The following is an 11,510-nucleotide window of genomic DNA, read 5'->3' as shown; positions in this document are numbered from 1 at the left end:
TCGTTCCGTTCGACTCGTGAGTCGAAAATATGTTGGAGCGAGTCGTTCTGTTCGAGTCGTGAGTCGAAAATATGTTGGAGCGAGTCGTTCTGTTCGAGTCGTGAGTCGAAAATATGTTGGAGCGAGTCGTTCCGTTCGACTCGTGAGTCGAAAATATGTTGGAGCGAGTCGTTCTGTTCGACTCGTGACACATTACTCGCGTTTCGGCGTTTCGACAAGCTCAACGACCGAAACTTCGGACTCCTGACTTCTTTTAACTTTATAAACTTTATGAACTTTATGACCTTTCGACTCACGACTTTCGACTCACGACTTACGACTCACGACTCACGAACTATTCCTCACCAGCCCAACTTTACGGATGGGGTGATAGACGAGGGGAACCTGCTCGATGGTAACGTCGCTTTTGTCAAGTCCAAACGCCTTCTGGTCGCTTTGACCTAATCTTTTCAACAAAAAATAGGAGTTGAGCAGCAGGCCGTCGCGTATGGAAAATTCGTTCTCAACAGACAGGAATTTCTCGAATACTACGAATTTGAAATCCGGCTCATCATTGTAGGTTGTTGAGCCATCGGGCATAACGTGAAGATTCAATTCTTTGTTATCCGACAATTCCTGTACAATTTTTTTAAAGTACAGCTCTGTTTTTGGCTGAACGCGAAATCCTACATGGATATTGATTTTGATGAGTTTGTCTTCTATCAGTTCGGTGACGTCATAATTGAGCGTGTAGGGCTGTTCGGTTCGGTTGATGTGCACGAACCAGTACAAATCGGCACGTTTGGGCTTTTTTGCGAATATGGAATTGATGATTTTTTCTTCAATCTCATCGCGGTTATTTGCCTTGGTGAGATAAATGAGGTGTGTCGAGAATTTGGGGATAGAGGTGTCTTTGCTCAGGCAGATAAGGCGGTTTGCAAATTTTCCGACCTGAACAAATTTCGTGAACCGGTTGTGTATCTTGCGTGCATAAAACCATGCGTACATCGTTGTGAAAATAAACAGTTCGAAGAACAGGAACATCCAGCGCTGTTTTATCTTCGCTACATTGGTGATGAAGAATGATGTTTCAATGGTACCGAATACCAGCAGCACGAGTACAATTAAGAGAACAGGCCACTTTTGTCTGTAACGCAGGAAATACGTGAGCAGCACGGTGGTCATCATCATGGCAATGGTGATTGAAAAACCGTAAGCCGCTTCCATATTGGTGGACGACTTAAAATAGAGAACCATCAAAATACATCCGAACCACAGAATATTATTGACACTCGGAATGTAGATCTGACCTTTGAGATCGGTAGGCTGGCGCACGGTGATGCGCGGCCAGAAGTTGAGGTTCATGGCTTCACTTATCAGCGTGAATGAACCGCTGATGAGTGCCTGCGATGCAATGATGGTTGCCAGCGTTGCAATGATAATACCCGGAAACAGAAACCACGACGGCATCATTTCAAAGAACGGATTGCGTCCGCTCAGCGTTGTTCCGTCCTGATGCATAACCCATGCAGCCTGCCCCAGATAATTTGTTACAAGCGTTACTTTTACGAACATCCAGGAAATCCTGATATTTTTACGACCGCAGTGCCCGAGATCTGAATACAGTGCTTCGGCGCCCGTTGTACAAAGAAATACGGCACCCAGCAGCCAGTAACCATTGGGGTATTTTGCCAGCAATTCAAAGGCATAGTAAGGATTCACAGCTTTTAACACGCCCGGATAATGGAGAATCTGCGAGAAACCCATGGCAAACAATAAGCTGAACCAAATCATCATAACAGGACCGAAAACGCCGCCCACTTTTTGTGTTCCGAATCGCTGAAAGAAAAACAGCAGCGATAAAATCACGATTACGATGGGAACAACGGGTATGTTGGGTGTAATCATTTCAAGCCCTTCAACAGCCGATGTTACTGAAATGGGTGGCGTGATGATACCATCGGCAAGCAGGGTGGTAGCACCCAGTATGGTGGGAATGACAAGCTTTTTACTGTGTTTGCGAACCAGTGCGTAGAGTGAGAAAATGCCGCCTTCACCGTCGTTATCAGCCTTCAGCGTAAGCCAGATATATTTTATGGTGGTCTGGAATACGAGTGTCCAGAAGATGCAGGATACGCCTCCATACACAAGTATCTCGTCGATATTCCGTTCGCCGATAACAGCTTTTAAAGCATACAGCGGACTGGTTCCGATATCGCCGTAAATGATGCCAAGGGCAACGAGCAGTGAGGCCACAGTGACCCTGCGCGAATGTATTGAATTCGTTTTCATGATGTAAATTACTATGTTGTAATGATGCTACTCCTTCGCTACGAAGCGGTAGCCAACGCCTGATTCGGTAACGATGATTTCAGGACGGTTAGGGTCGTTCTCTATTTTTTTTCTGAGTTGTGCTATATAAACGCGGAGATATTGCGACTGACTTATAAATCCCGGTCCCCAAACTGTGCGCAGCAGGTACTGATGCGTAAGTACTCTGCCTTCGTTGCGGGCCAGCAAAGTCAGTAATGAATATTCTGTTGCAGTAAGTCTGACAATGCAATTGTTCTTTTTGACCGAGCGTGTGGCAAGGTCAATCTTCAATGCGCCATTTGTAATAACAGGATAGGTTTCTTCCTGCGATGCACTGCGCAGGGCTGAGCGGATTCGTGCAATCAGTTCGCCTGTGCGGAACGGTTTTACCAGATAGTCGTTGGCGCCGTTGTCGAGCGCTTTAACAATATTTTCTTCGTCGCTCTGTACCGATAAAATAATAATCGGCTGGTTGTACCATTCACGCAGTTTCTGAAGCACCACCTGACCATTTTCGTCGGGAAGGCCGAGGTCGAGCAGAATCATATCGGGCGGATGATTGGCTGCAGCAATCAGTCCTTGATGAGCAGTAGCAGCGCTTACAACCGTGAAATCATTGCTCTGCAATGTTATTTCAAGCAGCTTGCGTATCTGTGCTTCATCGTCAATAACCAGAATTTCTGCCTTATTCATTTTTCAGGTTGTTTATGTATGATGTTTCAGCCGGTATTTGTATGGTGAATCGTGCGCCGCCATCGGGCAGGTTGTCAAGTTCTATGGAGCCGTCGTGAGCTTCTACAAATCCTTTGGCTATTGATAATCCCAGACCCGTGCCTCCGGCTTCACTGTTCTTCACCCGGTAGAATTTATCAAATGCTTTGCCTATGGCATCTTCCGGAAAACCGTTCCCGTTATCTTCAACCACCAGTATCAGTTTGTCGTCCCATCCATTCACACGCAGCGTGATAACGCAATATTTGGAGCTGTATAAGGTGGCATTCAGCAGTAAATTATACAACACTTCTTCAATCAGGCCGTGGTCAACCCTGAACAGCGGCAGGTCGTCTTTGAACTGTACATTGATAACGCGCTTGTCAAGATTTTCTTTCAAACGGTTCAGCACTTCATTCACCAGTTCGGTCATATCGCACCAGTCGCGCTTTGCTTTTATGAACCCTGATTCCAGCCGCGACATATTCAGCAGATTCTCCACCTGACGGTCGAGTCGGAGTGATGCCTTGGAAATTTCTGTGATGAGCTCGTTTTTATTGTCTTCCGAAAGGTGGTTGAACTCCGTCATTAAATTGTCGGTTGCCCCGATAATGGTTGAAATGGGTGTCCGCAGTTCATGCGAAAGAGAATTGATAATCGTATTGTACAGTACCACTTCTTTCTCTTTTTCTTCTTTTTTGCGCGATGTTTTTTCAATCTGCCGAATCTTGAACGTCATCGCGGCATTTACCATGGCAATGATAAAATACATCATCAGCATCAATGCATCTTCTGTGTTGTCAACAGTAAATTTGAAGGTAGGAGGGATGAAGAAAAAATCCCAGATGAGCGCACTCAGAAAAGCCGAGAGCAGCACCGGCCATAACCCGAAAAACATGGATATCAGTGAGACCGTTACTAACAGCACCAGTGCTACCACTCTGTATCCCAGATATCCTGAAAGGAAATAACAGAATACGGACACCACGCTAATCAACAGTATACTTATAATATACTGTTGAGTTTTGTTCACCTTATTGAATAGAAGTCCCGGCACTTTTCGAGGTATTAAAATCTATGGCAAAATTACAATGGCTTTTATAAAACTCATATAAAAGGATGCAGCAATAGTATAAAGATTTTATAAAGGGTGTGCTATGACGGGTTTACTTGAGCTTATGTATGATAAAGCTTGCCAGAAATGCTTCGAGCAGACTAAGTGGAATTGCATACCACAGCATGCCGAAAGGCAGCACGCCCATATTCCCGATTACGAACCACATCAGCACAAAGCCTGTGAACCATGCCAGCAGCATGGTTTGTAACAGGGAGAATTTTTTAGAGATAATGAATATTGCTATGGCGAACAACAATGACCATATTCCCCATACCGCCCCATTCACCGGTTCAGAAGGGAAGGTCAGCCCGAGCGAAGTATAATGCTCGGTCCAGAATGATTTCAGCAGGATTTCATTCCGTACAAATTCCGAAATGCTGATCCATACGGTGGCCAGAAAGACCGGAAGAATGATGCGTCGCAGTATTTTCATTTCGAGCTATTTTTTCATTGTTTTGGATTTCTGCAGATTCTCTTCAATCCTGAATTTAATTATTTTAGTGATAAGCCCAACGGGAAGTGGTTTGCCAAGGGGGAACTGTACCGAGCCTTTCCCTGTTTTATATCCTGACAATTCCTTTTCAAATGCGATTTGTGCCGTAGGTGTTGCATACAATCCGATATGCTTTTCGTGCCCGGCGAAGTATAACAGTTGCCTGCCATAAAGCTTATACGACGGCATTCCATAACCTATCTTTTCTTCGGCCTGGGGTGCCGCTTTTCTGATCAATGCCCGGAGTTTGTACAGCATTTCCTGTGTTTCTTCAGGGAAGCTGCGGATGTATTCATCGGTATCTTTAAACGTTGTGCCCATCGTTTATCGTATTGTATAACTTCACACTGGTGTCTGTCGCCGGTCAGGTTGGTAACAGCTTTTTCAATACTTACTGTATCACAATTTTTTCGGTCTGAACCGTATTCTTATAATAAATGTTTACAAAATAAAGTCCTTTCTGAGCTTCAGAAAGGTCAATTTCATTGGATGTCTGATAGCTTATATTATAATTTGTCGCCACCTTCTGACCTTTTACATTATAAACGTCCAGATGAAATTTTTCGGCATAATTCAGATCTTCAATGGTGAGTTGGAATTTTCCCGACGATGGATTCGGATATACCGCTATCCTGTTCAGCATATCATTTTCACTGATGTTGAGCCCGCCGGAATATTCGTAAGCGCCGATGTCAATAACCGAGTTTACGATAACACGGGGTGTGGACAAGGGAGCAAGCGGCTGGTATGTGAAAGAAGGTGTAAGCGGGTATGCCGTATTTGTATTTCCGGCAAACACACCTTTATCAATGGCCTGCAGTGCTGCTGCAGTAAGTGAGTAATCGGTCGCGGCAGGATTGCTAAATCCGAACGTCAGGTAATTATTTGAAAATGCGTTGGCCGACGAGTCCAGCGCTGTGGGAACGTTCCCGGTGAACACAGTGTTGCTTGCTCCGGGTACGGAGGCGAAAATGTTGTTGAATATTTTAAATGTGTTGATGCCCGATGCCGGCGCTATGTTGAAATATTTTATATTACCCGCAAACTGGTTGATTACGGTGTTATTCACAAAATAGAAATCTTCCAATGCATTGGTAACGGCATCGTATCCGATGATGCCGTGGTTTGCACCGGCGGGTCCCTGAATGATAATGTTTCCCATAATTACGTTCAGACCGCCCTGTGCAATATTCAGTTCCCAGCTTCCGTAACCGGTAGCTTCCTCGTCGATAAGGTTATACAGTATATAGCTGCGCTGCGCCCTTGTTTTGAGCGAGTTTGCCTGTCCGCGCGGATGATGGAACCAGTTGTTAATTACAAAAAGCGAGTCGGTGCTTGCGCTGATGTATATATTGTGTTCATAGCCCGAATAATTCGGATTGTTGGGCAATTGGTAGCCGTTGTTATAAAACTCCGAATCAAAGATGGTGACATTGCTGGTGGTCACGCTTCCGTTTCCTTCCAGAATTCCGTTCTGGCAATTCATGAATTTGCAATTCTTCACCATCAGGTTGGTTGCCTGAAACCTTATGCCTGCACCGTTCGCACCATTGGCATCCGACACCTGCGCTCCGTCGAACACAATGTTTTCTATGTAGGCATTGTCGCATGTGCCGGGAGTTTCAAATACAAAGATTCCTTTGCCGTTTGGAATATCGCCGGTGTACTGCAATATGGTCCGGTTCATGCCCGTGCCCAGACCGATAATCTTCAAATCCTTTTTAACCCATTTCACGGCGTCGTTTGCATACATGCCGCCATCAATGTAAATGGTGTCACCGTCCTGTACCAATGTGCGCACCTGACTTGGGATTGTGTAAGTACGTGTGGCACCCACATTCCATACGGCAGCGCAGGCGCTTCCGGCTAACAAGATAAGTACTGAAGCTGAGAGTAAAACTTTTTTCATAATGTGTTATTAATCGCTGATGCTTCCGCATCTTTTATTGATTGTTGAACGTTGCGAAAATAAATAAAATATTCTTATAGGATTTTTCAAAAATCACAGACAGACAAACATTTTCAAATTGATAAACTTTCAAATTATCTAATTATTAATGTAGACTCACGATCTGTCAGGAGACGGATTTCGCTTCGCCTCAACTCACGACTCACGACTCACGATCCGTCAGGAGACGGATTTCGCTTCGCCTCAACTCACGACTCACGACTTTTGACTCACGACTACCATGTTATCGTCACCTGTCCGTTGCCGCTCCAGGTTCCGGCAGTATTTGACTGGTTAGTGCCGCCGTTGTATGAACCGCCGCCGCCGCCGGTACCATAGCCGCTGTAACCGCTTCCGCCGCTATAGCCGCCACCGCCGCCCGATGTGTTGCATGAGCCGCAGGGGTCGCCTGAACCGCCGCCTCCAAAGCCACCACGACCATGATAGCCGCTATTACCTGTGTTCCCGCCGGCTCCGCCCTGTCTGAATCCCTGTCCGCCTTGTGCAGCACCGCATCCTGAGTACGATGATGCTGCTCCTGCAGTATAGAATCCGCCGCCGCCACCGGCACAGAAAGTCTGAGTGGCGCCGTTGCCGCCTGTTCCGCCGGAAATGCCACCACCATTGGTTGTGGTAAGGGCGCCAACACCCGGAGTGCCTCCATTATATCCGCCACCGCTGCCACCGCCTGCCACAATGAGAGGAGTGGCACTGGTGTATGAGCTGCCAAGCGCAACGAAGGTGCCGCCGCCGCCGCCTCCCTGATTATACGAACCATTGATGGGAGGCATTTCACCCACAAGTATCGTGAGTACATCACCTGAATTCAATGAGAAATCGCCACGCATTCTGGCTCCCAGTCCTGAATTGGAGTAACCGCTTCCATATCCGCCCTGAGCGCCCCAGGCTTCAATGGTGACTGCCTGACAAATGCCTGAAGGAACAGTCCAGTTCACTATGCTGTTGGTAAACGTGAAGGTTTGTGAACCGTGGGTGCAGTTGGTGATAATAATAGAGTTGTACGTAGTGTCAGAGATACAACCATTTTGTGCTACTACCAGTTTTACCGTGTAAGTACCGCCTGCGGTCCATTGTACAACAGGATTTTGTGCCGTACTTGTTGCAGGCGTGCCTCCCGTAAAAATCCAGTTGTATGATGCGCCTGTAACAGTCGGGCTGAACGTGACATTCGTATTAATGGTGGTTGTTGATGGCAGAAACGTGAATCCTGACGATGGCGTTTGCATTACCTGAACAAAAACATTGGAGGCATTGCTGGTGCAGTTACCTACGATTGCCTGTACCATATACAATCCGCTGTTTACAGTGCCGGAATTTGGTATCGATGGGTTTTGAGCTGTTGATGAGAAACCGTTCGGCCCCGTCCAACTGTATACGGCATTCTGAACGTTTGTCGCCGTAAGCTGTATGTTACTTCCCGAGCAAACCGGACTGTTACTTCCCGCCACCGGTGATGAAGGCATGATGCAGTTGCCGCACCATTCATACCACTGATTGTTTTTATAGAAATTGAAGCAGTCCGAATCGGTATTATAAATCATCAGACCCCGCGCCGGGTTGACTATGGCATTGCGTTGTGCAGTGGTCATCCTGCTTACGAGTACACCTTTCGTAACACTTGATACGTCGAGCATGGCACTTGTGTCTGCTGTGGCACCTGTAGCATTAATACCGACACCCTGACTAAAAGCGGGCATTATAAATGACGCAAGAAAAAGAGTAAGACCGGCTGTGATTAGTAGATTTTTTACCATGGATGGTACAATTAGTAATTCACAATGAATAATTAATAATTAACAATGAACAGTTCTTTTATCGCACCCCTCTTGCTTTTTTGCTTTTTGACTCACGATCCGTCAGGAGACGGATTTCGACTTCGCCTCAACTCTCGACTCACGACTACCATGTTATCGTCACCTGTCCGTTACCGCTCCAGGTTCCGGCAGTATTTGACTGGTTAGCGCCTCCGTTGTATGAGCCACCACCACCACCGGTACCGTAGCCGCTGTAGCCGCTTCCGCCGCTATATCCGCCACCGCCGCCCGATGTGTTGCATGAGCCCCAGGGGTCTCCTGAACCGCCGCCGCCAAATCCACCGGGACCGTGTGTGCCGCTGTTACCAATGCCTCCACCTGCACCACCCTGCTGGAATCCTGCCCCACCACCGGCAGTACCGCCACCCGAATACGATGAACTTGCACCCGAAGTATAGAATCCGCCGCCGCCTCCGGCGCAGAACGTTTGACTCGCACCATTACCGCCTGTTCCGCCTGAAATGCCGCCTCCGTTCGTTGTCGTTAATCCGCCTGTTCCGGGAGTGCCGCCGTTGTAACCGCCTCCGCTGCCGCCTCCGGCAACAATAAGCGGAGTAGCAGTTGTATAGCTGGCACCTAATGCCACAAAGGTTCCGCCACCGCCGCCACCCTGGTTGTAAGTTCCATTGGTGGGAGGCATTTCGCCTACAAGTATAGAAAGAACATCTCCGGCGTTTAATGTGAATTCGCCCCGCATCCTGGCACCCAGACCTGAGTTGGTGTAGCCGTAGCCATATCCGCCCTGAGCGCCCCATGCTTCAATAGTAATGGGTGGGCAAACACCACCGGGAACCGTCCATGTAACAATGCTGCCCGAATAGGTGAATGTTTGAGAGCCATGGCTGCAGTTCACAACAGTAATGTTATTAAAGGTGGTATCAGAAACACAACCGTTTTGTGAAACCACTAATTTTATAGTATAGGTTCCGGCTGATGTCCATTGTACCGCGGGATTCTGTGCAGTGCTGGTTGCCGGAATACCATTTTGAAAGAACCAGCTGTATGAAGCGCCGGTTACAGTGGGTGTGAATATTGTACTTTGAGTGATACCCGGCGATGTTGGAGAAAAAGTAAAGGTTGAAACAGGCGTTTGATACACCTGAACAAAAACATTGGATGAAAGGCTGGAGCAGGGTCCTATCACTGCCTGAACCTGATACAATCCTGTGTTTGATGTCCCGGAATTTGGTATGCTGGGATTCTGTGCGGTTGATGTAAAGCCGTTTGGTCCTGTCCATGTATAAGTGGCGTTTGGAACGGTAGTAGAAGTGAGGTGAATAGAGCCTCCTGAGCAAACAGGGCTGTTGCCACCGGCCACCGGAGTAGGTGGTGTGATACAGTTTCCGCAGATCTCGAACCATTGACCGCCTTTATAGAAGTTCAAACAGTCGGTATCTGTATTATAGATAAACAAACCGCGTGCAGGATTTACAATCGCATTGCGCTGGGCAGTATTCATTCGGGTAATCAGTACACCTTTAGATAAGCTTGAAACATCCAAAATAGCTGATGTATCGGCGGCGGCACCGCTTGTATTTATGCCAACGCCCTGACCATAACTATGCAGGCATGATATAAGTACTAACGCCATCGTTGCAATAGAGAGTTTGAAAGAGTACGTCGTATTTCTCATACTTTAAGAATTTATTTTATTAGTAAATAGAATGATGGAGTCGTAAAAATAAGAAAAATCTTTATACTTAGAAAAGTACGTATAAAATTAAAATGGATGTAGTAACTGACAGTGTTGACTGCATTGTAATAAGATACATAATATGAAAATCCTGCTGAGTGAAATCAGACCGGCAAAGACCTCTGCCGATGCATTTTTGCTTTCACTTTTAGTCTTAAGCTTTATGCTGTCTTTTGACTCACTAAATGAATCGTATTTGTTCCGGACTGTCGATTATTATCAGCGGCTTGCCATTGTATTCTTTTATTTTCCCTGTGATGGAAACTTTTTTTCCTGAATACGAGGCGACGTCGTTAAACAGTCCTGCATTTTTGCGGTATATCTGTCCGGAGAAATTATTATCAGGGTATTTGCCTCCCATATTCAGATATATAATGTTAGCCGTTTCCGAAACCTGGGCGATGACTCCGGCAACATTCACCTTTTCTCCAATATGCTCCATGGCATTCGATGGCTTGATGGTAATATCAGATTCCGAATAATCTACTTTTTTCGTACTGTAATACTTTCGTGGCTCGGGTGATACGTCCCATTTCCACAAGGTAGTATCAACCGTACTTTCAACCCGGTTCTCAATGCTGTCAGGCAATGCCGGAAAAAAGTCAATTCCGGTCATTTTTTCAACAGAATCAATGGTAACCGTATATTCCCGTAATTTTCTTCCTCCCTGCATATTCGGCAATAAAAAGGCGATAGCCTTGGCTTTGCCATTTTTATAATCAAGCACAACTTTGTAGAAGTATTTTGGGATTGTAATTTTACTTTCACCCAGAGTTCCCATTGGGTCTTTCAACACCCCACCGGTAACAATATAAAGTGTATCATAATCCACAGCCCAGTTCCTTACCTGCTGTTCTACACGCTGCCAGATGCCACGGTTAAAGTCGGCCAGCTGAGGGCTTATATTGGTTAAGTAAAAAGATTCCGACATTGCAACCGAATCAAATCTCATGTCGCCGGCAGGGGTGAGGTGACCACGGTCGTAGCCTGATTTCTTGTAATCATCAGGATTCGCTGAAGCTGATTTTGAAATCAGCGGGTCTTTCCTGAAATTATTTGCCCTCGTAACCTTTTCACTCGACGCTCTTTCACGGGTCAGCATATACGCATCCCATTCCGCCTCTTTATCCGGCACAGAATAGGAAACTGTGTAGTAAGTGTGAACGATTCTCGTTTTTGTTGTGGAGTTCGGCAGATACCAAAAATGCTTTCCTTGTCCGTAAGAGAGATTCCCCAGCAGCGTTATGAGTGTGAACAGTATCAGTGTCGTTTTTTTCACTTCAGCAGGAATTATTACACCAAAAAGTTTAATTAGTTTGTTTAGTTGCTGATATTTATGTTGCTCCGATGAAATCTGCTATCTGTTTTTTATTTTCAGGGCGAACCCTTGTGATACTACAAAGATAGTGCTTTTATCGTTC

9 protein-coding genes are annotated in these 11,510 nt (G+C 46.2%); all 9 read right to left on the bottom strand.

The features are described 5' to 3' along the window. Nucleotides 1–327: 327 nt before the first annotated feature. The 9 genes from WCM76_11695 to WCM76_11655 all read right to left on the bottom strand — a co-directional run bounded on the left by WCM76_11695 (nucleotide 328) and on the right by WCM76_11655 (nucleotide 11,368). Nucleotides 328–2,271, bottom strand: a complete 1,944-nt coding sequence (locus WCM76_11695; GenBank protein ID MEI6766297.1) for a KUP/HAK/KT family potassium transporter — start codon at nucleotides 2,269–2,271, stop codon at nucleotides 328–330. Nucleotides 2,272–2,298: 27 nt separating this feature from the next. Continuing rightward, complete coding sequence (locus WCM76_11690; GenBank protein MEI6766296.1) at nucleotides 2,299–2,985, bottom strand: response regulator transcription factor; 687 nt, start codon at nucleotides 2,983–2,985, stop codon at nucleotides 2,299–2,301. Continuing rightward, on the bottom strand, nucleotides 2,978–4,060 hold the full coding sequence (locus WCM76_11685; GenBank protein ID MEI6766295.1) for an ATP-binding protein: 1,083 nt from the start codon (nucleotides 4,058–4,060) through the stop codon (nucleotides 2,978–2,980). The genes WCM76_11690 and WCM76_11685 overlap by 8 nt, the downstream gene beginning before the upstream one ends. A 109-nt stretch (nucleotides 4,061–4,169) precedes the next feature. Then, entirely contained in the window at nucleotides 4,170–4,553 is a 384-nt protein-coding gene (locus tag WCM76_11680; protein MEI6766294.1) for a hypothetical protein, read from the bottom strand. Nucleotides 4,554–4,559: 6 nt separating this feature from the next. Continuing rightward, entirely contained in the window at nucleotides 4,560–4,934 is a 375-nt protein-coding gene (locus WCM76_11675; GenBank protein MEI6766293.1) for a DUF1801 domain-containing protein, read from the bottom strand. Between the two features lie 70 nt (nucleotides 4,935–5,004). Then, nucleotides 5,005–6,522: a T9SS type A sorting domain-containing protein gene (locus WCM76_11670; protein ID MEI6766292.1), complete on the bottom strand. Its 1,518-nt coding sequence runs from the start codon at nucleotides 6,520–6,522 to the stop codon at nucleotides 5,005–5,007. Nucleotides 6,523–6,797: 275 nt separating this feature from the next. Beyond that, on the bottom strand, nucleotides 6,798–8,336 hold the full coding sequence (locus WCM76_11665; GenBank protein MEI6766291.1) for a hypothetical protein: 1,539 nt from the start codon (nucleotides 8,334–8,336) through the stop codon (nucleotides 6,798–6,800). A 145-nt stretch (nucleotides 8,337–8,481) separates the two neighbouring features. Further along, nucleotides 8,482–10,029 carry a PKD domain-containing protein gene (locus WCM76_11660; protein ID MEI6766290.1) on the bottom strand — a complete coding sequence of 516 codons (1,548 nt, stop codon included), beginning with the start codon at nucleotides 10,027–10,029 and terminating at the stop codon, nucleotides 8,482–8,484. A 241-nt stretch (nucleotides 10,030–10,270) separates the two neighbouring features. Next, nucleotides 10,271–11,368 carry a DNA/RNA non-specific endonuclease gene (locus tag WCM76_11655; protein MEI6766289.1) on the bottom strand — a complete coding sequence of 366 codons (1,098 nt, stop codon included), beginning with the start codon at nucleotides 11,366–11,368 and terminating at the stop codon, nucleotides 10,271–10,273. Between the last annotated feature and the right edge of the window lie 142 nt (nucleotides 11,369–11,510).

Source organism: Bacteroidota bacterium, assembly GCA_037133915.1.
In the GTDB taxonomy this organism is placed as follows: Bacteria; Bacteroidota; Bacteroidia; order Bacteroidales; family CAIWKO01; genus JBAXND01.
Note: the sequence above shows the minus strand (reverse complement) of the source record. Positions and strands in the feature narration are given on the sequence as shown.

What these genes read in the sequence shown, in the direction of transcription:
- WCM76_11695 (MEI6766297.1), bottom strand. Translation starts at nt 2,271, where the DNA reads ATGAAAACGAATTCAATACATTCGCGCAGGGTCACTGTGGCCTCACTG.
- WCM76_11690 (MEI6766296.1), bottom strand. Translation starts at nt 2,985, where the DNA reads ATGAATAAGGCAGAAATTCTGGTTATTGACGATGAAGCACAGATACGC.
- WCM76_11680 (MEI6766294.1), bottom strand. Translation starts at nt 4,553, where the DNA reads ATGAAAATACTGCGACGCATCATTCTTCCGGTCTTTCTGGCCACCGTA.
- WCM76_11675 (MEI6766293.1), bottom strand. Translation starts at nt 4,934, where the DNA reads ATGGGCACAACGTTTAAAGATACCGATGAATACATCCGCAGCTTCCCT.
- WCM76_11670 (MEI6766292.1), bottom strand. Translation starts at nt 6,522, where the DNA reads ATGAAAAAAGTTTTACTCTCAGCTTCAGTACTTATCTTGTTAGCCGGA.
- WCM76_11665 (MEI6766291.1), bottom strand. Translation starts at nt 8,336, where the DNA reads ATGGTAAAAAATCTACTAATCACAGCCGGTCTTACTCTTTTTCTTGCG.
- WCM76_11660 (MEI6766290.1), bottom strand. Translation starts at nt 10,029, where the DNA reads ATGAGAAATACGACGTACTCTTTCAAACTCTCTATTGCAACGATGGCG.